This is a genomic window from Helcobacillus massiliensis (assembly GCF_033106145.1).
Lineage (GTDB): Bacteria > Actinomycetota > Actinomycetes > Actinomycetales > Dermabacteraceae > Helcobacillus > Helcobacillus massiliensis.
This window is the reverse complement of record NZ_CP136959.1, coordinates 1,579,984-1,602,207: the sequence shown is the minus strand read 5'-3', so window position 1 is coordinate 1,602,207 and position 22,224 is coordinate 1,579,984. Positions and strand designations below refer to the sequence as shown.

21 protein-coding genes and 1 pseudogene are annotated in these 22,224 nt (G+C 69.0%); 13 read left to right on the top strand and 9 right to left on the bottom strand.

The window, feature by feature from the left end; genetic code table 11:
• Positions 1 to 87 precede the first annotated feature (87 nt).
• Positions 88 to 2,181 (bottom strand): acyl-CoA dehydrogenase family protein, encoded by a 2,094-nt coding sequence (locus tag R3I40_RS07405; protein ID WP_285262267.1) that lies wholly within the window; start codon positions 2,179 to 2,181, stop codon positions 88 to 90.
• Between the two features lie 24 nt (positions 2,182 to 2,205).
• Complete coding sequence (locus R3I40_RS07400; protein ID WP_259923631.1) at positions 2,206 to 2,823, bottom strand: TetR/AcrR family transcriptional regulator; 618 nt, start codon at positions 2,821 to 2,823, stop codon at positions 2,206 to 2,208.
• A gap of 47 nt (positions 2,824 to 2,870) precedes the next feature.
• On the opposite strand from R3I40_RS07400, the gene R3I40_RS07395 reads away from it, so the two are divergent.
• The 4 genes from R3I40_RS07395 to R3I40_RS07380 are packed head-to-tail and all read left to right on the top strand — an operon-like array spanning position 2,871 to position 6,786.
• Positions 2,871 to 4,196: an acetyl-CoA C-acetyltransferase gene (locus R3I40_RS07395; protein ID WP_183375566.1), complete on the top strand. Its 1,326-nt coding sequence runs from the start codon at positions 2,871 to 2,873 to the stop codon at positions 4,194 to 4,196.
• Positions 4,196 to 5,533: a 3-oxoacyl-ACP reductase gene (locus tag R3I40_RS07390; RefSeq protein WP_285262268.1), complete on the top strand. Its 1,338-nt coding sequence runs from the start codon at positions 4,196 to 4,198 to the stop codon at positions 5,531 to 5,533. The genes R3I40_RS07395 and R3I40_RS07390 overlap by 1 nt, the downstream gene beginning before the upstream one ends.
• Before the next feature lie 4 nt (positions 5,534 to 5,537).
• Positions 5,538 to 6,458 carry a MaoC/PaaZ C-terminal domain-containing protein gene (locus R3I40_RS07385; protein WP_285262269.1) on the top strand — a complete coding sequence of 307 codons (921 nt, stop codon included), beginning with the start codon at positions 5,538 to 5,540 and terminating at the stop codon, positions 6,456 to 6,458.
• Between the two features lie 55 nt (positions 6,459 to 6,513).
• Entirely contained in the window at positions 6,514 to 6,786 is a 273-nt protein-coding gene (locus R3I40_RS07380) for a ribosomal L7/L12 family protein (protein WP_239373952.1), read from the top strand.
• A gap of 67 nt (positions 6,787 to 6,853) precedes the next feature.
• Here R3I40_RS07380 and R3I40_RS07375 read toward each other — a convergent pair whose 3' ends face one another.
• A complete protein-coding gene (locus R3I40_RS07375) occupies positions 6,854 to 7,171 on the bottom strand; it encodes an HNH endonuclease signature motif containing protein (protein ID WP_239373954.1) in 318 nt (105 codons plus the stop codon).
• Positions 7,172 to 7,918: 747 nt separating this feature from the next.
• On the opposite strand from R3I40_RS07375, the gene R3I40_RS07370 reads away from it, so the two are divergent.
• From R3I40_RS07370 to R3I40_RS07340, 7 genes are all read left to right on the top strand, one after another.
• On the top strand, positions 7,919 to 8,206 hold the full coding sequence (locus R3I40_RS07370; RefSeq protein WP_183375560.1) for an FmdB family zinc ribbon protein: 288 nt from the start codon (positions 7,919 to 7,921) through the stop codon (positions 8,204 to 8,206).
• Positions 8,207 to 8,267: 61 nt separating this feature from the next.
• Positions 8,268 to 9,521 (top strand): formamidase, encoded by a 1,254-nt coding sequence (fmdA, locus tag R3I40_RS07365; RefSeq protein WP_239373960.1) that lies wholly within the window; start codon positions 8,268 to 8,270, stop codon positions 9,519 to 9,521.
• A 295-nt stretch (positions 9,522 to 9,816) separates the two neighbouring features.
• A complete protein-coding gene (locus R3I40_RS07360; protein ID WP_183375556.1) occupies positions 9,817 to 10,914 on the top strand; it encodes a YeeE/YedE family protein in 1,098 nt (365 codons plus the stop codon).
• Between the two features lie 160 nt (positions 10,915 to 11,074).
• Positions 11,075 to 11,278 carry a sulfurtransferase TusA family protein gene (locus R3I40_RS11585; protein ID WP_239374072.1) on the top strand — a complete coding sequence of 68 codons (204 nt, stop codon included), beginning with the start codon at positions 11,075 to 11,077 and terminating at the stop codon, positions 11,276 to 11,278.
• Between the two features lie 28 nt (positions 11,279 to 11,306).
• Entirely contained in the window at positions 11,307 to 12,368 is a 1,062-nt protein-coding gene (locus R3I40_RS07350; RefSeq protein WP_285262270.1) for a pirin family protein, read from the top strand.
• 9 nt (positions 12,369 to 12,377) lie between these two features.
• Positions 12,378 to 13,694 (top strand): class I SAM-dependent methyltransferase, encoded by a 1,317-nt coding sequence (locus R3I40_RS07345; protein ID WP_285262271.1) that lies wholly within the window; start codon positions 12,378 to 12,380, stop codon positions 13,692 to 13,694.
• A gap of 223 nt (positions 13,695 to 13,917) precedes the next feature.
• The gene (locus tag R3I40_RS07340; RefSeq protein WP_285262272.1) at positions 13,918 to 14,385 is read left to right on the top strand and encodes an OsmC family protein; all 468 of its coding nucleotides are present in this window, start codon (positions 13,918 to 13,920) and stop codon (positions 14,383 to 14,385) included.
• A gap of 158 nt (positions 14,386 to 14,543) precedes the next feature.
• Here R3I40_RS07340 and R3I40_RS07335 read toward each other — a convergent pair whose 3' ends face one another.
• The 3 genes from R3I40_RS07335 to purS form a co-directional block, all read right to left on the bottom strand.
• Entirely contained in the window at positions 14,544 to 14,948 is a 405-nt protein-coding gene (locus R3I40_RS07335; RefSeq protein WP_183375548.1) for a DoxX family protein, read from the bottom strand.
• A gap of 205 nt (positions 14,949 to 15,153) precedes the next feature.
• Complete coding sequence (gene purQ, locus R3I40_RS07330; protein ID WP_183375546.1) at positions 15,154 to 15,888, bottom strand: phosphoribosylformylglycinamidine synthase subunit PurQ; 735 nt, start codon at positions 15,886 to 15,888, stop codon at positions 15,154 to 15,156.
• Complete coding sequence (gene purS, locus R3I40_RS07325; protein WP_285261882.1) at positions 15,888 to 16,145, bottom strand: phosphoribosylformylglycinamidine synthase subunit PurS; 258 nt, start codon at positions 16,143 to 16,145, stop codon at positions 15,888 to 15,890. The genes purQ and purS overlap by 1 nt, the downstream gene beginning before the upstream one ends.
• A 96-nt stretch (positions 16,146 to 16,241) precedes the next feature.
• Here purS and R3I40_RS07320 point away from each other — a divergent pair, with 96 nt between their 5' ends.
• A complete protein-coding gene (locus R3I40_RS07320; protein WP_285261883.1) occupies positions 16,242 to 17,000 on the top strand; it encodes an MBL fold metallo-hydrolase in 759 nt (252 codons plus the stop codon).
• A gap of 116 nt (positions 17,001 to 17,116) precedes the next feature.
• Entirely contained in the window at positions 17,117 to 18,823 is a 1,707-nt protein-coding gene (locus tag R3I40_RS07315) for a metallophosphoesterase (protein ID WP_285261884.1), read from the top strand.
• Between the two features lie 84 nt (positions 18,824 to 18,907).
• Here the strand turns inward: R3I40_RS07315 and pflA are convergent, their stop codons facing one another.
• The 3 genes and pseudogenes from pflA to R3I40_RS07300 form a co-directional block, all read right to left on the bottom strand.
• Complete coding sequence (pflA, locus tag R3I40_RS07310; RefSeq protein ID WP_285261885.1) at positions 18,908 to 19,756, bottom strand: pyruvate formate-lyase-activating protein; 849 nt, start codon at positions 19,754 to 19,756, stop codon at positions 18,908 to 18,910.
• 10 nt (positions 19,757 to 19,766) lie between these two features.
• A pseudogene (locus R3I40_RS07305) lies at positions 19,767 to 19,949 on the bottom strand (glycine radical domain-containing protein); the annotation flags it as partial.
• A 121-nt stretch (positions 19,950 to 20,070) separates the two neighbouring features.
• A complete protein-coding gene (locus R3I40_RS07300) occupies positions 20,071 to 22,197 on the bottom strand; it encodes a pyruvate formate lyase family protein (RefSeq protein ID WP_259924147.1) in 2,127 nt (708 codons plus the stop codon).
• Positions 22,198 to 22,224 lie beyond the last annotated feature (27 nt).

Sequence of the window (22,224 nt, the reverse complement as noted above, 5' to 3'; positions counted from 1 at the left end):
AAAACGGGGCTGGGTGCGGCCCGCAGCCGACCCAGCCCCATCCTACCCATGGGCGCAGCCCCGCCGAGCCCTCGGGTGCGGGGCGCTTCAGCGCGCCTGGTGCAGGGACTTCTCGCTCACCGGTGCGTTCCGGCTGGCGCGCTGCTGTCGGTAGTGCTCCTCCGCCTCATCCTGGCGCTCCCGCTCCGCGCCGAGCGCGATCGGGGCGCGCACATGCTCGGGCGCCAGATCGAACGCCGCCACGAGGTCCAGCGCCACCGGGCGCAGCTTCCACAGCAGGCGGTTGATGTACCCGCGCAGGGTGCGGCCGCGCTGCAGGGAGATGTGCCCGTTCAGCAGGTACCACGACAGGTTCGCTTCGATGCGGGTGAGGGCGAACAGGTCCCGCAGGCGGAACATGACGTGCTGGGTCTGCTGGTCCTCGATGTCGTTGATGGCGGTGGTGAACGCGGTCCAGCGCACCAGGTCCGCGTGCGCCTTCGCCGCCTCCAGCATCTCCACCTGGTGGCGGTTCACCAGGGCGGCCGCCTCCTGCGGGCTCATCTTCGCGGCGGGACGCAGCGCCAGCGCCACCTCCTCCACGGTGGACTTCGCGCGGGCCGCCAGCATCGACTCCTGGAACTGGGGGTCGCGCATCGACAGGGCGGCGCGCTTCGCACTGCCGGCGTCCTGCGCGGTCTGCACCAGGCGGTTCCACGGGGTGTGGCGCTTGGAGAGGGCTTCGGCGCGACCGGCGATGAACCGGCCGATGCCGGCGCGGTCGATGCTCTTCATCTCCGAGGAGTAGTCAGCGAGCAGACGCTTCGCGACCAGCTGCAGCAGCACCGTGTTGTCGCCTTCGAAGGTGGCGTAGACGTCGAGGTCGGCGTGCAGGCCGACGAGGCGGTTCTCCGCCAGGAACCCCTGACCGCCGCACGCTTCGCGGCATTCCTGGATGGTGTCCAGGGCGAGCCGGGTCGACGTCGGCTTCAGCGTGGCGGCGAGGGTCTCCAAGTCCTCGCGGGCCTCGGGAGTGTCGCCCTCGCCGGAGAACACGTCGTCGTAGGCGCGCAGCAGCTCGTCGTGCGCGAACTGCCCGGCGTAGGTCTCCGCCAGCGCCGGCAGCAGCCGGTTGAGGTGGGACTGGTAGTCCATCAGCACCGTCTCGCGGTTGGGGTCCGCGGAGGTGAACTGGCGGCGCTGCGAGGCGTAGGTGATGGCGATGGTCAGCGCCAGCTGGGTGGCGCGCAGAGCGGAGCCGTCCAGTGACACGCGGCCCTGCACGAGGGTGCCGAGCATGGTGAAGAACCGGCGTCCGGGGGATTCGATGGGGGAGGTGTAGACCCCGTCGGCGTCCACATCGCCGTAGCGGTTCAGCAGGTTGGTGCGGGGGATGCGGACGTTCTCGAACGCAAAGCGGCCGTTGTCGATGCCGTTGAGGCCGCCCTTCGGGCCATCGTCCTCGGACCGGATGCCGGGCAGCAGCTCGCCGTTCTCGTCCCGCACGGGCACGAAGAAGCAGTGCACCCCGTGGTCCACGCCGCGGGTGATGAGGCGGGCGAACACGGTGGCGGCGCGGGCGTGGCAGGCGGCGTTGCCGAGGTAGTCCTTCCACGCGGCCCGGAACGGGGTGTTGATGACGAACTCGTCGGTCTCGGGATCGAACGTGGCGGTGGTGGCGAGGGCCTGGACGTTGGAGCCGTGGCCGATCTCGGTCATGGCGAACGCGCCGGGCAGGCGCATCGCCATGGCGTCCGGCACCCAGCGGCGATGGTGCTCTTCGCTGCCGAGCTGAACGATGGCGGAGGTGAACAGGCCGAACTGCACACCGGACTTGATCTGCAGGGACGGGGAGCCGACCACGATCTCCTCGAACTGGGCGACGTTGTCCCCCTGCTTGTTGGGGCCGCCGAGAGTGGTGGGGACCATGTTGTCTGCGACCCCCATCTCCGCCATGAGGTGCAGCTGCTCAAGGACGCGCTCGCGGTGCTGGGCGACGGTCTGGTCGAGGTGGTCGTGGAGGCGCTCGTCCTTCATGCGCTCGCGGGCGAGGCGGCGCGAGTCGGCGTAGGTGCCGAGCAGGAGGTCGGTGAGCAGGGGGACGTCCACCTGCAGCGGTTCGTCGCTGTAGGGAGGGGCGACGGGGGCGGTGGTCTCGGGTTGCTCAGCGGTGAGCGCCCTGATGCTGTCAGTGATCGGCATGGCGGTCCTTTCAGTGCGTGTGTGTCACTCGGTGGGCGGGCCGGCGAGCAGCCACGTCACGAGGTGGTCGGCGATGTCATCGGGGGTCTTCTCGAACAGGGCATCGCCCTCGCGGGCGCGGATCCACTGGCTGGTGACGCCCTGGACGAAGCTGACGGCGCCGCTGGCCCACAGGGTGCGGGTCTGGGCGTCGATCGACTGGGGAAGGGAGGCGGCTACGAGGCGGCCCACAGAGGTGAGGAAGTGGTTGAGCCCGGCACTGGGCTGCACCACGAACTCGTAGAGGTTGCGGGAGGTGGCGGCGGTGTGCACGAACGAGGTGGTCATGGCGCGGATGGAGGTCTCGGCCGACGGGTGCTCATCGTTCGTGGCGCGCAGGACGCGGGTGAGCTGCTGGACCATCTCGTTGAGGATCTGCACGCCGAGGGCGCGCTGCAGTTCGGCCTTGTCCTTGAAGTAGCGGTAGACGATGGACTTCGAGGTTCCAGAGGCGACGGCGATGTCCTCCATGGTGAGGGAGGGGCCCTGGCGATGGATCTCGGTGCGGGCGACTGCCAGCAGCTCGGAGCGGCGCTGTTCGCGGTGGCGGGCCCACCGGGTGGAGCGGCCGTCGGGCTGAGGGGCTTGCGCGTTCGTGTTCACGAAACCTAGAGTATCAAGTACTGGCAGTACTATGTAAAGAGGTCATTGTGACAGCTCCTCAGAACGCCCCGCGCCGCGTGCACGTCCTCGGCGGCAACCGCATCCCCTTCGGCAAGATCGGTGGCGCCTACCGCGGCGTCTCCAACCGCGACATGATGACCGCCGCCCTCGACGGCCTCATCGCCCGGTACTCCCTCCAGAACGAACGCATCGGCGAAGTCGCCGGCGGCGCCGTCCTCAAACGAGCAGCGGACTTCAACCTCACCCGCGAAAGCGTCCTCGGCACCGCACTGGACCCCCACACCCCGGCGATCGACATGCAGAAGGCCTGCGCCACGGGCCTCGAGACCCTCAACTTCGTCACCGCGAAGATCCGTCTCGGCCAGATCGACTCCGGCATCGCCGGCGGCGTCGACTCCGCCTCCGATGCCCCCATCGAAGTGTCCGACTCCCTGCGCCGCAAGCTCCACACCCTCTCCCGCGCGAAGACGGCAGGCCAGCGCCTCAGCCTCGTGGGCTCCCTGCGCCCGTCAGACTTCGCCCCCCTCGCCCCGCGCAACAGTGAGCCGCGCACGGGCCTGTCCATGGGTGAGCACCAGGCGATCACCACCCGCGAATGGGGCATCACCCGCGAGGAGCAGGATGAGCTCGCCGCGGCCAGCCACAGGAACCTCGCCGCCGCTTACGAGGAGGGCTTCTTCGACACCCTCATGACCGGCTACCGCGGCTGCGGCCGGGACGAATTCCTCCGCCCCGACACCACCGTGGAGAAGCTCGCCGGGCTGAAGACCGTCTTCGGCAAGGAGCAGGCCACCATGACGGCCGGCAACTCCACGGGCCTGTCCGACGGCGCCTCCGCGGTCCTCGTCGGCACCGAGGAATGGGCCGCCGCCAGGGGCCTGACCCCGCTCGCGGAGGTCGTCGACTTCCGCGCCGCCGCCACCGACTACGTCCACGGCGACGAGGGCCTCCTCATGGCCCCGGTGGAGGCGATGCCGCGACTGCTCGCCGACAACGGCCTCACCATCGACGACATCGACTTCTTCGAGATCCACGAGGCGTTCGCCGGCACCGTCCTGTCCACCCTGAAGGCATGGGAGTCGCGCGAGTACATGGTGGACCGCCTCGGCTTCGACGACGTGCTCGGCACGGTCCCGCGCGAGAAGCTCAACGTGAAGGGCTCGTCGCTGGCCGCCGGGCACCCTTTCGCCGCCACAGGCGGCCGCATCGTCGCGTCGCTGGCCACCATGCTCCGCACCGCAGCGGACGACACCGGCCGCACCCAGCGCGGCGTCATCAGCGTGTGCGCCGCCTCCGGGCAGGGCGTGGTGTGCCTGCTGCAGGCCGAGCCCGTCGGACAGGAGGACAAGTGATGGCCGCCCCCAACCTGTACGGCTCGTTCGTGAAGAGCCCCGTCGGCGGTCTGCTGGCGAAGCAGCTCGGCCTGCCCAGGCCCGCCCACCTGCCCCGCCGCGCAGACCGCGACGAGCTCGTCCTCAGCCCCGCCGTCGTCCTCGGCGACTCGACCGGCGCTGACGACATCGCCGCCCGCCTGCTCGACTGGGGCGCGGATGTGCGCCGCCGCGCCGACGACACCGGCAGCGTCGGCTCCCTCCTGCTCGTCCTCGACGACCTGCGCCGCCCCGAGGACATCGCGGGCCTCATCCAGCAGGCCCGCGCCGCCGTGAAGAAGCTGCAGCCCGGCGGCCGCATCATCACCGTCTCCCGCACCCCCGACGGCGCCGACCCCGTGGTCGACTCCGCCCGGGGCGCCGTCGAGGGCCTGCTGCGCTCGCTCGGTCACGAGGTGCGCCGCGGCGCCACCGCCAACGGCATCCAGGTCGCGCCCGAGGTCCCGCTCAGCACCGTCAGCGTGGAGCACGCCCTGCGGTTCTTCCTCTCGGCCCGCTCCGCTTTCGTGGACGGGCAGCTGCTGCGGATCGATGCCGACACCGGCACCGCCCCCGCCGACTGGACTCAGCCGCTGGCCGGCCGCACCATCGTGGTCACCGGCGCCGCCCGCGGCATCGGCGAAGCGATCGCCCGCATCCTCGCGGCTGACGGCGCCGACCTCATCCTGGTCGACATGATGAACGCCGGCACCGAGCTCTCCCGCCTCGCCACCGAACTCGGTGGTCGCCCCGTCCTCGCGGACGTCACCCAGGAGCGCACCGCCGCCGCCCTCATCGCCGCTGCCGACGGGAGCCCGATCGACGGAGTGGTCCACAACGCCGGCATCACCCGCGACAAACTGTTCGCGAACATGACGCAGGACCGCTGGGAGGCCGTCATCGCCGTGAACCTCCGCTCGCAGCTGGCGATCACCCGCGCCCTGCGGGATGAGGATGCGCTCGGCGCCGACTACCGCCACGTGGGCATCGCCTCCACCTCCGGCATCGCCGGCAACCGCGGCCAGACCAACTACGCCGCCTCCAAGGCCGGTGTGATGGCGTACGTGGATGCGCTCGCCGGCGACCTCGCCGAATCCGGCGGCACGGCGAACGCGGTCGCGCCCGGGTTCATCGAAACGGAGATGACCGCGACGATGCCCGTGGTGACGCGCGAGGTGGCGCGCCTGCTGAACTCCCTCCACCAGGGCGGCCTGCCGCAGGACGTGGCCGAGGCGGTCGCGTTCCTGCTCTCGCCCGCCGCCGGCGGCATCCGCGGGGAGACGCTGCGGGTGTGCGGCCAGAACCTTGTGGGACGGTGATCCCATGAGCGTCCGTGAACTCTCCAGCGTCCCCAGCTTCCCCGCGATCTGGGCGGCCGCGCTCGGCCGCCCACCGCTGGTGCCCCGCGCCACCAGTCTTCCGGAGCGCCGCTACCGGGTCCGGGGAGTGAAAGTCGGGGCGGAGCAGTCCGCCCGGTTCGACCACCTGGTGGGCGCCGCGGCGTCCGACTACGTCCACCCGGGCCTTCTGCATGTGCTCGCGTTCCCGGTGTCGCTGTCGCTGATGGCACATCCGCGGTTCCCGTTCCCGCTGCTGGGGCTCGTGCACGTGAAGAACTCGATCCTGCAGCATCGCCCGGTGCGCGTGGGGGAGACGGTGGATGTGGAGTGCAGCGTGCGGAACATCCAGCCGCACCGCCGCGGCGCCACGTTCGAAGCGGTCTCGACCCTGTCCGCTGACGGGCAGATCGTCGCCACGGACGTCTCCACCTATCTGGCCCGCGGGGAGACGGCACGGAAGATCGCCGCGCTGCAGGAGGAGGGCGCGTCGGCCGACGGGTCCCGTTCCGAGGACCGTGCTGCGAAGCGTGAGGAGTTCCAGCCGCCGAAGCCGTCGGCCCGCTGGAAGCTCAATGGGGACACCGGCCGCCGGTACGCGGCCGTGTCCGGTGATGCGAACCCGATCCACATGTCTGCCCTGTCGGCGAAGCTGTTCGGCTTCAACCGGGCGATCGCGCACGGGATGTACACGGCGTCTCGCGCATTCAGCGAGTGCCTGCCGGATCTGTCACGGCCGCTGCGGTGGGATGTGGAGTTTGCGGCGCCTGTGATGATCCCGGGAACGGTGTGGGTAGCGTATGATGCGGAATCGGAGCGGCGCACCGAGTTCGTGGGCTATCGCGCGCCACGGAAGGACCGCCCGGCCCGGAAGAACTTCAGCGGCTCGGTCGAGACCCTCGGCTGAGGCCGTGGCGAGGTCCGGACGAGCATTGAGCCTGCGCGGATGCGAAAGGTGAGCGATGGGTTTCTTCGGTGGCAAGAGCGGCGATGTGATTCGTCTTGAGGCGGAGGTGAAGCGCCTGCATCAGCGAGTGGATCACCTCACCGCGCTGATGACGGAGATCCTTGGTGAGGAGCTGCCTGCGGAGTCTCCCCCGACAGATCCGTACGCACCGACTCAGTCCGAGCGGGAGCTGGCGGCTGCGGGGCGGAAGATCGAAGCGATCAAAGAGTACCGTTTGCGCACCGGTGCAGGACTGCGCGAGGCGAAGACGGCGATCGACCAGATCTGAACGAGTCTGCGCCGAACCGACACGGACGTGGGCGAGCCAACTCGGATCTATTCCGTGAGCTCTCGGCTCAGGTGCGGAATCGACGGTGTTTGGTGATGATCCCGCGTCCGCTGCGTGAGCGCCATCGGATGCCGGTTCCACCCTGCAGCGGCTCGGCGATGTCGCGGTCGGCTTTGCTGAGGTTGCAGAACGCGTCGAGCGCGGCGCCGTTCGCCATTGACGCAGGGCCGCCCCGGCTGTGCGGGCGCACATGATCGATGTGGTCAGTGACGCCGGTGCGCTGCAGGGTGCCATTGCAGAACGGCTTCTGGCAGGCGTGTGCGCGGCCAGGGCAGCGGGCCACTGTTCCGTTCAGCGCCGTCGGCAACGCCAGTGCCTGCTTCACGTCCTGCCGCCCCGCCAGTCTCCACCCCGTCGCCGAACCGCAGCGCGCTGGACCGAATCGCGTGCGTGAACGCGTCGGCCTCCCACCGGGCACGGACAAGCAGTCGATGCCGGATCAGCCGGTCCCGCTGCGCATCCGTATCAGGCTGCATCCGGTCCACGTTCTCGTTGATCGCAGTCATGACACACCCCCTCCGCGGCGGTCTTTCCTCTCGAAGTGCCTCAGGCGGGGATGGGAGCGGCTGCCGCCGGCGGCGAGGCGGGCCGACGCGCTGCCACGACGCCGCTCAGCGCTGCGAAGGGCATGAATGCGATCGGGTCACGAAATGACGTAGCGAAAACGGTGCCGAGAGCAAGAACAGCGAGTCCGCCTGCAGTGCCCGGCCCGGGCGGCAGCCACTGCGCCATGGCTGACTGAGGTTCACTCCATCTGCCTGTGCTGGGGACTCGTTGTCGCGCGCAATCCTCAGCGACACTGTCCGTGATCCGCCCAGCCCGGCCCACCCCGCCACAGAATTCGACGGATGTTCCGTATTCGCCGCGAATAGCGAACATCCGTCGAATTCTGTCTGCCCGCCCCCGCGACCAGGCCAGGCAGCCGGCCCCGAGCCCCATTTCCAGCGCTGAATCTGCTCCCCCGGACACGCCCCGGGCGGGGCGACGGCCGAGTGCTGCAAACCGGCAGGAAGGGCCCAGACATCTTCGAGATAGTGGCGACACCAGTAAGGCGCGTCACAAAGGAGTATCGATGCCCCTGTACGAGTTCAGCTGCGACGGCGGCCACCTCACCGAGAAGCTGCTGCCGATCAGCTCGGAGACTCGATCGATTGCGTGTCCGGCCTGCGATGGGGAGGCGACTCGGCGCATCAGCGCCCCCGCGGTCTCCACCGCGGACCCCACCCGCATGAAGCTGATGGACTCCACGCAGGCCACCGCGCATCAGCCGCAGGTGGTCTCGAGCGTCCCCAGCGGACCGTCTCAGCGCTCCACCCCGGTCACTCGGAACCCGCAGCACCAGAAGCTGCCCCGGCCGTGACCTGGGCCGTGCCCCAGCACTGAGACCCCGGATTCCAACCCCTCCCCAAAGGAAGGCCACCATGCCGAAGAATCTGTTCCCCCTCGATTCGTCCAAGAAGTTCACCGAGCAGGAGAAGATCGGCCACAACCGCTGGCACCCCGACATCCCCGCGCAGGTCACCGTCAAGCCCGGCGACACCTTCCGCGTGGACTGCCGCGAGTGGTTCGACGGCCACATCAAGAACGACGACTCCGCTGAGGACATCGCCACCGCGCCGCTGCACACTGTGCACACCCTGTCCGGCCCATTCCGGATCGAGGGTGCGAAGCCGGGTGACCTCCTTATCGTCGACATCGTCGACGTGGGCCCGATCCCGCAGGAGGAGGGTCCGCTCGCCGGCCAGGGCTGGGGCTACACCGGCATCTTCGCGAAGAAGAACGGCGGCTCCTTCCTCACCGACCAGTTCCCCGACGCGTACAAGGCCGTGTGGGACTTCCAGGGCGGCACCTGCACCTCCCGCCACGTGCCGGGCGTGAAGTTCACCGGCATTGTGCACCCGGGTCTGATGGGCACCGCGCCCTCGGCCGAGCTGCTGAAGAAGTGGAACAAGCGCGAGGGCGACCTCATCGCGACCGACCCGAACCGCGTTCCGGCCCTGGCGCTCCCGCCGGAGCCGAACGGTGCCGTCCTCGGCAGCCTCGAGGGCGAGGAGTTCGACCGTGTCGCCTCCGAGGGTGCGCGCACCGCACCGCCGCGTGAGAACGGCGGCAACCAGGACATTAAGAACCTGACCAAGGGCACCCGCGTGTTCTACCCCGTGTTCGTGGACGGCGCGAACTTCTCCGTGGGCGACCTGCACTTCTCGCAGGGCGACGGTGAGATCACCTTCTGCGGCGGCATCGAGATGGGCGGCTTCATCGACCTGCACGTGGATGTGATCCCGGGCGGTATGGAGAAGTACGGCGTGAAGGAGAACGCGATCTTCATGCCGGGCAACACTCCGCCTCAGCACAGCCAGTGGCTGAGCTTCTCCGGCACGTCCGTCACCCTTGACGGCGAGCAGCGCTACCTCGACTCGCACCTGGCATACCAGCGGGCGTGCCTGCATGCGATCGAGTACCTGTCCACGTTCGGCTGGTCGAAGGAGCAGGCGTACCTGCTGCTGGGCGCGGCACCGATCGAGGGCCGCTTCTCCGGCGTGGTGGACATCCCGAACGCCTGCGCGACCGTGTACCTGCCGCTGGACATCTTCGACATCGACATCCGCCCGACCGCGGGCGACGTCCCGACGATCGATCCGGGCATCGGCGCGCCGAAGTTCGAGGTGAAGTGATCGGCGAACACATCGGCTCGGCCTGACGGGCCGGGTTGACCGTGATCCCAGGGCGGGGTCGGCGGCGAAGGCCGCCGGCCCCGCCCTGTTCTGTGCGCCGGGAGGAGCCGGGCAGGGGAGAGCCCGTCCGCGGGGTCCCGGGATGTGACGTCGCGCTTGCTGAGTCGTCATCGGGAGCCATCTGCCGACATCTGCTTATGGGGGTCATAAGCAATCTGTGTAGCGTGTCGGCGTCCGGCCCGCGGCGGCGACCCGCCGCGGGCATCCTCATCACCGACCCCAAGGAGCCCTCCTCATGCTTCTCACCGGACTCGCCGTCGGCGTCGTCCTCGGCTTCGTCTTCCAACGCGGCCGGTTCTGCGTCACCGGCGCATTCCGCGACGTGTGGCTCAGCCGCTCGCTGCGCTGGCTCACCGCCTTCCTCGTCGCCGTCACCATCCAGGCGGTCATCGTCAACGTCCTCATCGGCGCGGACATCATCCACCCGGAGATCCCGAAGCTCGCGCTGCTGGGCGTCGCCGCCGGATCCTTCCTCTTCGGCATCGGCATCGTCCTCGCCGGCGGGTGCGCCACCGGCACCTACTACCGCTCCGGTGAGGGCCTCATCGGCTCCTGGATCGCGCTCGGCCTCTACGCCTTCACCGCGTCCGTGATGAAGTTCGGCGCGGGTCAGCAGATCACCGACTCCCTGCGCGACACCTCCACCCAGGCCACCACCATCCACGGCACCCTCGGTGTGCCGGTGTGGGTGCCGCTGGGCCTGCTCAGCATCGTCACGATCGCGCTCGTGGCGCGTCAGCTGTCCCGCCCGGCCCCGAGCTTCGTGGGGCTGCCCGCGAAGAGGACCGGGCTTGCGCACCTGCTTCTGGAGAAGCCGTGGGCGCCGCTGGCGACCGCTGTTGTGGTGGGCCTCATCGCCGCCGCCGCGTTCCCGCTGTCGGAGGCGGCTGGCCGTCCCGGCGGCCTGGGGATCACGACCCCGTCGGCGAAGATCGTCCAGATGCTCACCGCCGGTGACGTCTCGACGCTCGACTGGGGCGTGCTGTTCGTCCTCGGGCTCATCCCCGGGTCCTACATCGCCGCGAAGGCGTCCGGTGAGTTCCGCCTGCGCGCCCCGGACGCGCGCACCGCTGTGCGCGCGGTCATCGGCGGTGTGCTGATGGGTGCAGGCGCGGCCATCGCCGGTGGCTGCACCATCGGCAACTCCCTGGTGGAGACCGCGCTGTTCTCCTGGCAGGGCTGGATCGCATTCATGTTCACCTTCCTCGGCGTCGGCGCAGCCTCCCGCCTGTTCATCGTCACGCACCGCCGCGTCGGGGCCGAGCCCGTCCGCCTGCAGGCCGACGGTGCCGCATCGGACAAGCCCGCTGTGACGCTCGAACGCATCAGCTGACCCAACGACAGAAAGGACCGAGACCATGGGTTTCATTACGCTTCCCAAGCGCCGCCCCACCGTGGAGCGGCAGGTTCCGCAGAACCCGTCGGCCGCCCACGCGGACGCCGAAGCGCAGGCGCCGCAGACCGACTCGGGCGCCACCTACCGCCTCGACACCATCGGCCAGGTGTGCCCGTTCCCGCTGGTGGAGGCCAAGCGCGCCATCGAACAGATCGACCGCGGTGACCGTCTGCAGATCGACTTCGACTGCACCCAGGCCACCGACTCCATCCCCGCCTGGGCCGCATCCGCCGGCCACGACGTCACCGAGTTCCGTCAGCTGGATGCCGCCACCTGGTCGATCACCGTCCAGAAGGGATGAATCCAGTCGGGTGGGTCACACTGTCGGCATGGACGACCTCACCTCCCGCCTGCACGTGCTGCGCGGCCGCGAGGTCCCCCTCGGAGGGCCCCGCGGCATGACCGTCATGCGCACCCTGCCCCACCGCGACTGTTCGCTGGTGGGGCCGTGGTGCTTCGTGGACCAGTTCGGCCCGGATGACGTCTTTGCAACGGGCGGCATGCAGGTGGCGCGCCATCCCCACACGGGATTCGCGACGGTCTCCTGGCTGTTCGAAGGGGCGATCACGCACCGCGACTCGATCGGCTCGCATGTTCTGGTCACCCCAGGCGCGGTCGATGTCATGACCGCCGGTCGCGGCATCACGCACTCCGAATTCACCACGAACGACACCACCACCCTGCACGGAGTGCAGCTGTGGTTCGCGCAGCCCGATGCCCAGCGCTTCGGCGACCCGGCGTTCGCGCTCGCCTCCACCGAACGGATCGAAGCCGACGCCTTCGCGCTGCGCGCCGGGTTCGGCGAGCATTCGGTGACCGGCCCGGGTGACCAGGTTGTCACGGCCCGCGGCGACCTGCAGATGGGCGTCCCGCTCGACTTCCTCGAGATCACGCTCGACCCCGACATCGAGGTCACCGCTCACCTGGATGCGGGGCACGAGTACGCGGTCGTGGTGGACCGAGGGCCCGTCACGGTCGGGGCGGGGGAGCGTCCCGTGGTGGAGGCCGACGGGTACGACCTCGTCCTGGTCCCCGAACGCTCCGAGTCGGTGCGGCTCACGGCAGGGGAGGCCGGGGCGCGCGTGCTGCTGATCGGCGGGGAACCGCTCGGTGAGGACATCGTGATGTGGTGGAACTTCGTGGGCCGCTCCCACGAGGAGATCGCCGAGTTCCGTGCCCGCTACCAGCAGGAGATGGGCTTCGAAGGCGCCGACGGCGAGGCACTCGACCCCGACTCGGACGCAGCGCGGCCGGCGACTGAGGGGGACCTGCTGTTCGGGACGTTCCCTCCGAACACGCCGCGGCCGCTGCCGGCACCGCGCCTGCCCGGTGGGCGTCTGCGGTCACGCGGGCGCCGCCCCCAGGAGCGTCGCGAGGGCCGAGGCACGTAGTCTCGGGGCATGACCGACGCTTCCCGCTCCGCCGCGCACTCGTTCATCGCCGACTCCGCTGACGCCCCGGCCTTGGCCGCCACCGCTCCTGACGCGCTCGAGCGCCTCATCCTGCACGACGCCTTCGGCGACGCCGCTGACTCCGCGGATGGCGATGCCGCCCCGGCAAGCAGCGGCGATGCCTCAGCGGGGGATGTGCTCGTGCTCGGTGACGACACCGGCGCTCTCACCCTCGGCACTCTCCAGCACGCGGCCGCGGCGCGGGTGATCGTCCGCTGCGGCGCCGTCGACGCGGCGCAGCGTGTGCGCGCCGCAGCCGACCAGGCGGGGCCGGAGGTCGCGGGCCGCGTGGTCGTGGTCGGCCTCGACACCGACCTCCCGGGTGGGGCCGAGCTGGTGCCGGCATCCGTCGGCCCCCGCATCACCACCGCCCTCGGGCGGCTCCCGAAATCGCTCGCCGAGCTCGACCTGCTCGCCCGCGGCACCGCAGCGATCGCGGCCGACGGGGCCCGGCTTGTTCTCGGCGGCAACCAGAAGCACATGGCCCGCTCCATGAACGACGTCCTCGCCGGCGCGTTCGAGAACGTCCGCGGAGGCTTCGGCAAGGGCAAGCACCGCTGCCTCATCGCGACCGGCCCCATCGCCGGTGCGGCGGCGCATGAGGCGCAGCGGCAGGAGGTGCTCGGCGTCGGCATGCTGACCGGAATCGGCGGTGTGTTCTCCGGTGCGAAGCCCGACCGCGGCGGCTCCGCTCTCGCTGACCAGGCGATCCGCTGGCTCACGGCCCGGAGCGAGCGTGCGGCCGGCGCGGAGAACGGGGGAGGGGCCGACGGGGCCGCCCCCGCGCGGGTGCTGGACCTCGGCTGCGGCAACGGCCTGGTGTCACTGCGCCTGTTGCACGCCGCTGCGACGAAGCACGGCCCTGGTGCGGCGAAGCGCGGCGACAAGGCGAGAGATGGGGGAGCGGCTGCTCTTGACGTCATCGCCACTGATCACCAGATCGACGCAGTCCGCTCCGCTGAGTCCACGCTCGCCCGCTACCGTGACCGCGCCCGCGTCACTTGGGATGATGCCGCCTCGCAGGTCGAGGACGCCTCGATGGACCTGGTGCTGCTCAACCCGCCGTTCCATGAGGGCGCCCGCATCGATATGACGCTCGTGCAGGGCCTGCTGGATGCTGCGCAACGTGTGCTGGTGGACAGTGGTGAACTGCTGTTCGTGCACAACTCCCACCTGCGGTACCGGCCGGCGCTGGAGGCGCGGTTCGCGTCGGTGAACGAACTGCACCGCGACCGCATGTTCACGGTGCTGCGCGCCGTGAAGTGACCGCGCTCGCGGTCAGTCGAGCCCGAGCCTCTTCTTCTCCGCGTCGGTGAAGTCCACGGTGCGGACTGACGGCACCTGACATGCGGGTTAACACTCGGCCGCACTGGACCACAGACCTCAGGTCGATGGTGTTCGGCGTGTCAGAGTGGAAGTGCCCCGCAGGGATGATCCTCGGGCGGCGACGCCTCTTCTGCGGTGCCTGACCCAGAGCTAGGAGATGACCATGGCCGACACCCAGTTCACCGCCACCGCCCAGTCCATCGAGGGACTGCAGGTGCGCGCCTCATCACGGCAGCACACCATCACCATCGATGAACCTGCTGCACTCGGCGGCACCGATCTCGGCGCCAACCCGGTGGAGCTGCTGCTCGCGGCGCTCGGCTCCTGCCAGGTGATCGTGGCCCGCGCCTATGCCGAGGCTAGGGGCATCAACCTGCGCGACGTCGCCATCGACGTCACCGGCACCCTCGACCCCGACGGCTTCCTCGGCAAGAACCCCGACGCCAAGCTCGGCTTCTCCGCCATCACCAGCCGCTTCCGGATCGACGCGGACAATACCCAGGAGGAGATCGAGCAGTTCGTGGAGTTCATCGAAGCGACCTGCCCGGTTCTGGATACGCTCGTCAACACCCCGCGGATCGCTGCGGAGGTCGCGCCCGCCGGTGAGGGCAAGGGCACCGCCAGCGCCTGAGGCCGTCGGCTCGGCCTGCCCCCGTCGAGCCGCCAACACAGAAGCGCCGGCCCGTCCCCCGTTGAGTGGGGAGCGGGCCGGCGCTTCGTCACGTGCGCCGCGCGGTTGCGCGAGCGCTGAGGCCAGACGGGCCTCGAGTGTCGGCGGTGCCTGGTGTATCAGCGGTGCTTCTTGCCGGTGGCGGCAACGAACAGCAGGCCGCCGGCCATCGCGAGGTTCTTCTGGAACTGCAGACGCTGCTGAGTCTTCTCGTCCTTGTCCGTGGACTCCCAGAAGGCGTGGCCCGCGAGAGTGGTCGGGACGAGGGCGCCGAGAACAGCGAGCGACGCGAGGCGCGGGACGATGCCGAGAGCGAGGGCGGTGCCGCCCGCAACCATGGTGCCGGAGCTGGCGCGGACCATGGTGGCGGCGCCGTACTGCTGGGTCTGCTCCGGCATCCACGCCTTGAGCTTGTCCTCGACCATGGGGGCCATGGCGTCGGCGTTCTTGAACGTGTTGTAGCCGTTGTTGATGAACATGGAGGCGAGGCCGGCCCTGCCGATGGCGCGAAGGAGCTTGCTCATGGTCACGTCCTTTCAGACGGATCGTCGAAGTGTTGGACGATACCGAATCGTAATCAGGCGGTCTCCACTGTCGCTGGGTGGTAGGGGCGGAGCGGACTCCCGTTGAATGCGTTTCAGCGCCCATTCCGACGAGAATGAGCGCTGAAACGCATGGAACCGGGCTCTGCCGGTCGGGCTGGCCGGCGGGGGCCGGGCCGGGCCGTCGTCAGTTCGCGGCGACGAGCGAGGTCAGCACGGAGCTGAAGAAGCGGGCGCCGTCGGTGCCGGAGCGGGTGCCCTCACCGGGCATATCCGGGCCGAAGCCCGCCTCCACCGCGTGTTCCGGGTGTGGCATGAGGCCCACCACGTTGCCCCATTCGTTGGTGATGCCCGCGATCGCGTTCACCGAGCCGTTCGGATTCTCCTCGAACCCGGCGGGGCCGTGGGTCGCGCCCTCCACGTAGCGGAACACCACGCGGTTCTCCGCCTCGAGCATGTCCAGGGTCCGCTGGTCGGCCACGTACTGGCCGTCCTGGTTCTTCAGCGGGATGCGGATGACCTCACCGTCCGTGTAGTCCGTGGTCCAGGCGGTGCGGGAGGTCTCCACGCGCAGCGGCTGGTCACGGCAGATGAAGGTACGGTGCGCGTTCTTGATCATCGAACCGGGCAGCAGGTGCGTCTCGGTGAGGATCTGGAAGCCGTTGCAGATGCCGAGGACCGGCATCCCGCCCTTCGCGGCATCGACCACGCGCTCCATCACGGGAGCGAAGCGGGAGATGGCGCCGGCGCGCAGGTAGTCGCCGTAGGAGAAGCCGCCGGGGAGGATGATCGCGTCCACGCCGTGGAGGTCGTCCTCGTTGTGCCACAGGGCCACCGGCTCAGCGCCTGCGAGCTTCACGGCGCGCAGGGCGTCGCGGTCGTCGAGCGTGCCCGGGAAGGTGACAACACCGATCTTCGGCATCAGGCGGTCTCCTCAGCCAGGCGCACGGACACGACGTCCTCGATCACCGGGTTCGACAGCAGCGTCTCGGCTGCGCTGCGGATCTCGGCGAGCTTCGCCTCATCGACGGTGCCGTCGACCTCGAGCTCGAAGCGCTTGCCCTGGCGGACGGAGGAGATGCCGTCGAAGCCCAGACGGGGAAGCGCACCGGCGACAGCCTTCCCCTGGGGATCGAGGATCTCCGGCTTGAGCATCACGTCAACAATCACGCGTGGCATTCAGTTCTCCCTGCTCTGCGCGGCTCACAGGCGTTTCCGCGCATCATTCTCTGCGGTCTCTCCTAGTCTATTGCCAGGAAGGGAGTTGTTCGACTCATGCGTGTCACACATTTCAAGCACTCCGCGCTGCTGCTGGACTACCCCGGGACCCGGATCATCGTGGACCCCGGCAATCTCGCCGACCCAGCACTCCTGCAGACCACCGGGATCACCGCTGTGCTCGTCTCCCACCAGCACCCGGACCACGTGACCCTCGACAACCTGCAGGTGCTGGTCGACCAGAACCCGTCGGCCGATCTCTTCCTCGAAGCCGGCGCCTATGATGAGATGCGCCAGCAGGCCGGCCCCGGAAGCCTCGGCGATTCGATGCGGCGCGTGGAACCCGGGAAGCAGTTCCAGGTCGGCACCAGCTTCGGCGGCCAGGTGACGGTCAGGATCCGCGCCGTGGGCGGCGAGCACGCCACCATCCACCCCGATATCCCCAGCGTGGGCAACGTCGGGTACGTGTTCGAGGCCGACGGGTTCCCCACCGTGGGACACACCGGGGACAGCCTGGAGCCGCTCGATGAGTGGCGCGGCATCGACGCTCTCAGCTTCCCGGTGTGCGCACCGTGGTCGAAGATGCAGGAGACCATCGACTTCCTGCGCGAGGTGAAGCCCGCCATCGGCATGCCGGTCCATGACGCGATCGCCTCCCCGGCGGGGCGTGAGATCTTCATGCGGCAGGCCACGAACCTCGCACCCGAGGGCACGGAGGTGCGGGACTGGCCGATGGATGGAGTGATCGTGCTGGGCCGCAAGGTGAGCGAGACCAGCCACAAGTGGCGCCCGTGGACGGGGGACCCGGACGACTGAGCCCGACCCCCCCAGTCCGGAGGTTACCTGAGGGAAACCTTCTGGTTCGGTTCTTGTCAACGCCCTTCTGTAGCGTCACGCAGGCGTTCCTGACCCCGCACAGAAGGCATCCCTCCATGCTCTCCCGTCGCACCCGCATCAGCGCGGCAGCACTGACCCTGTCAGCGGCCGCCGCCGTCGGCCTCGTCCCCGCCAGCACCGCTGCCGTGCCCTCTGCGGCCAGCTCCGTCGGCGCCGCCCCGACCGCGCCCACGCTCGGCGCCGCCGCCTCGAAGAAGACCAAGCCCGTCACCAACGCCGTCACCGGCACCATCCCCGCCGACGCGTTCGACGAGGAGAGCGGCCTGCCCGCCGACGTGCAGATCGCAGGCCGCACCGCGGTCAAGGACCCCCTCACCCCGGGCGATCACCGCAGCGCCGACACCCCCGCCGCCGCGCCCGGCGACCTGCCGGTGATCCGCGCCGACCTCGCCGCAGCCGACGGGAACGCCCTCACCTGGAGCGGCACCGTTGACCCCGCCCGCAGCGTCACCCTGCTCGCCCTCAACCACGACACCGGCCGCTACGAGGTCCTCGACACCGCTCGCGGCAGCGCCGACGGAGACACCGAACTGGCCGCCGCAGCCCCCGCGGGCACCATCTCGAACGGCCGCGCCACCGTGATGGTCGTCGGCACCGACCCGTTCGCCGACGACCTCGACAAACCGGTCGACGACGCGTTCGAGAACACCGAGGGCTTCGACTTCTCGATCATGCACCTCACCGACACGCAGTACATCACCGAAGGCGCGACCAGCCGCCCCAGCCCGAAGGAGCGGCGCGTCTGGGAGAACGGCTACAAGGACACCTACCGCTGGCTCGCGAAGAACAAGGACAAGCACAAGATCGCCTTCGCCGCCCACACCGGTGACGTCATCGAGAACTGGCACCCCACCGACCCGTCCGGCCCGTACGGCACCCGCCGCGCCGAAGGCGAGTACCGCTTCGCCTCCGAAGCCGAGCGCATCGCCGACGACTCCGGCGTTCCCCACTCCGTCATCCCCGGCAACCACGACAACCGCGGCGGCAAGGACACCGGCCCGGACTCCATGTTCAACGAGCACTTCGGCCCGGACCGCTACAGGGCCCTCGAGCAGACCGACGGCTGGCGCGAACGCAGCGCCGAATACCACCCGTGGAAGGAGGGCGACAACCAGAACAGCTACAACCTGTTCACCGCCTCCGGCCGCGACTTCATCGTCATCAACCTCGGCTACGACGTCACCGACGAAGAAGCCGACTGGGCGCACAGCGTCCTCCAGCAGTACCCCACCCGCAACGCCTTCATCACCACGCACGCCAACGACAAGCCGTCGAAGCAGGCCGACGGGCGCGGCGACCACGACTCGCACGACGGTGAAGTCATCCGCAGCCGCATCGTGGAGAAGAACCCCAACGTGGCACTGGTCCTCTCCGGCCACGAGCACGGCGTGAACATCGCGGTGAACCGGAACGTGGGCCAGCCGGGCAACCACGTGGTGGAGCTGCTCGCCGACTACCAGTTCTACACGGTCGGCTCTGATGAGCTCGGCATCACCGATGTGGGCGGCTACCTGATCAACCGCCAGCTGCGCTTCGGTGCGAGCTACTTCCGCCTCCTCCAGTTCGATCTCGACCGCGGCGAGATGAGCGTGGACACCTACTCGCCGCTGCTGGACGACTTCGGCGCGAGTGAGCACGACACCGCCAAGCGGTACAACGGCAAGGAGGACGACTTCCGCGTCCCGATCCAGTTCCAGGACCGCACCACCGCGTTCTCGGCCGACGGCTTCACCGCCGCCTGAGGCGGCGCCCCGCGCTGCCGCTCACAGAACAGCGGCCCACTGAGCATCTGCTCGGTGGGCCGCTGCGGTTCAGCGGTGCTGATATCAGTAGGTGGTGATGCCGCGGGCGCGGAAGACCTCCCGGGCGGCCTCCACCTGCTCGTTGGTGGGTGGGGGAGTGTCCTTCAGCTGGTAGGCCAGTCCCAGGTTCTCCCACTTGTCCTGCCCCATCTGGTGGAACGGCAGCACCTCCACCCGGGACACCGTGGACCAGCGGGACGCGATGTCCGCGACCTTCTCGATGTTCGCGGGATCATCGGTCAGGCCGGGTACGAGCACGAACCGCACCCAGATCTCGGTGCCGGCCTCTGCGAGGCGGTCACCGAACTCGATGGTGGGCTGCAGGTCGCGGCCCGTCACCGTCCTGTAGGTGTCCTCGTCGCCGCTCTTCACATCCAGCAGGACGAGGTCGATGTCCTCGAGCATCTGGTCACTGACATGCCGGCCGAGGAACCCGGAGGTGTCGATCGCGGTGTGCACGCCCATCTCGTGGGCAGCGTGCAGCAGGTTCGCGGCGAACGCCGGCTGCATCAGCACCTCTCCGCCGGACAGGGTGATGCCGCCGCCGGAGGCGCGGAACACCGAGCGGTACCGGCGGATCCGCTTCACCAGTTCGTCCAGGGAGATGTCCTGCCCGTCCCGCATCACCATCGTGTCCGGGTTGTGGCAGTACAGGCAGCGCAGCGGGCAGCCGGAGAAGAAGACGGTCAAGCGGGTGCCGGGGCCGTCCACCGCGGTGACCAGCTCCCACGAGTGGATGCTTGCGATCTCACCGGCACGGATCGAGGCGAGGCGGTCAGGGCGGTCCAGGACCGTCTCCTCGAGTCCTTCGATGCCGGCGCCGAGGCGACGCTCGGCGCCGGTGAGCAGATCCACTGCGTGGGGCTGGTTCATCGGTTCCGCCTCAGGCGTTCTGGTGGAACGTGCGGTTGAGGACGTCCAGCTGCTGCTCGCGCGTGAGCTTCACGAAGTTCACGGCGTAGCCGGACACGCGAACCGTGAGGTTCGGGTAGTTCTCCGGGTTCTCCATCGCGTCCTCGAGGGTGTCCTTGTTCAGGACGTTGATGTTCGCGTGGTACAGGCCGGAGTCCATGTTGTTCTCCGCGCGGTTGGCCTTCATCGAAGCCAGACGCTCCTCGAACGTGGGGACCATGTCGGTGTCTCCTGTCGTGGATGCTGCTGCTCGGTTGTTCTCGGTGGTGGTCATGTCAGTCCTCCTCCATGATGAAGCCGGCGTCCAGGATGCCGACCAGGTTCGTGATCCGCTCCTCCTCGGTGCGTCCGAGGCCCTGCGGGGTGATCGTGTTGGTCAGCGAAATGCCGTCCAGCGCGTCGTTGTAGTCGAGCTTGCCCACGCTCAGCATGGAGGCGACCATGCCGTGCGTGTCCATGCCGTTCGCGGGGTTCGCGCCCGGGGAGAACGGGGTGCCGGCGCGGTGGCCCGACGGGAAGTTGCCCGTCGCCTTGCCGTACACCACGTTGGACGTGATCGTCAGGACCGACTGGGTCGGGATCGCGTCGCGGTACATCGGAATCGCGTTGATCTTCTGCATCACGGTGTGCACGATCGTCGCCGCGATGTCGTCAGCGCGGTCATCGTCGTTGCCGTACGCGGGGAAGTCGCCCTCCGTGCGGTAGTCGACGATCAGACCGGTCTCGTCACGGATCGGGGTGACCTTCGCGTACTTGATCGCGGACAGGGAGTCCGCCACGATCGACAGGCCGGCGATGCCGCAGCCCATCGTGCGGATGATCTCCGAATCGTGCAGCGCCATCTCGATCGCTTCGTACGCGTACTTGTCGTGCGCGTAGTGGATGATGTTCAGCGCCTCCACGTAGGTGCCGACCACCCAGTCGAGCATGAGCTCGTACTTCTGCCACACCTCGTCGAAGTCCAGCGGTCCGTCGCCCTCGATCGGGGTGTGCAGGCCCGGTTCGGTGACCTGCTTGCCGGTGACCTCGTCGCGGCCGCCGTTGATGGCGTACAGCAGCGCCTTGCCGGCGTTGACGCGGGCGCCGAAGAACTGCATCTGCTTGCCGACCTTCATCGGGGACACGCAGCACGCGATCGCGGCGTCATCGCCCCAGCGGCCCCGGATCTGCTGATCCGACTCGTACTGGATCGAGGACGTCTCGATCGAGATCGCCGAGCAGAACTCCTTGTAGCCGGCCGGCAGCTCCGGGTCCCAGAAGATCGTGATGTTCGGCTCCGGGGCCGGGCCGAGGTTCCTCAGCGTCTGCAGCAGGCGGAACGAGGTCTTCGTGACCTGGGCGCGCCCGTCCGAGGAGAAGCCGCCGTCGGACCAGGTCGCCCAATAGGGGTCACCGGAGAAGATCTGGTCGTAGTCGATGGTGCGCAGGAACCGCACGATGCGCAGCTTGATCACGAACTGGTCGATGATCTCCTGCGCCTGCTCCTCGGTGAGGGTGCCGGCGGCGAGGTCGCGCTCGAAGTAGATGTCGAAGAACGGGGAGAGGCGGCCGATGGACATGGCGGCGCCGTCCTGGCTCTTCACCGCGCCGAGGTACGCCATGTACGTCCACTGCACGGCCTCGTGGGCGTTCTCCGCAGGGCGGCGCACATCGATGCCGTACAGGTCGCCGAGGGTGATCAGCTTCTTCAGCGCCTTGATCTGCTCGGAGTGCTCCTCACGGTAGCGGGCCCAGTGCTCGGAGAAGCCGAGGTCCGCCACGGCGTCCTTCGCGCGCATCTTGTCCTCGATGAGGCGGTCCACGCCGTAGAGGGCGACCCGGCGGTAGTCGCCAATGATGCGGCCGCGGCCGTAGGCGTCGGGCAGGCCGGTGATGATGTGGCTGGAGCGGGCAGCGCGGATGCGCGGGGTGTAGATGTCGAAGACGCCGTCGTTATGGGTCTTGCGGTACTTCGTGAAGACCTTCTTGACGTCCTCGTCCACCTCCTTGCCGGCCTCCTTGATGGCGGTCTCCACCATGCGCCAACCGCCGTTGGGCATCATGGCGCGCTTGAGGGGCACATCGGTCTGCAGGCCGACCACCACGTCGTCGTCCTCGCTGATGTAGCCGGCGGGGAAGGCATCGATGTCGGCGGGGGTGTGGGTGTCGACGTCGTAGACGCGGCGCTTGCGCTCCTCGGAGAGGTACTCCTTCTCCAGGGTGTCCCACACGCGCAGGGTCTTGTCGGTCGGGCCGGAGAGGAACGAGGCGTCGCCCTCGTAGGTGCGGTAGTTGCGCTGGATGAAGTCGCGCACATCGATCTGCTCGGTCCAGTCACCGGTGGTGAAGCCGTCCCATGCCCTCGCGGTGCCCTCCGAGCCGGACGGGCCGGTGGTGGGGGCCTTGTTGTCAGTGGCAGTCATCGCAGTCGGTTCCCTTCCTCTGCTCTC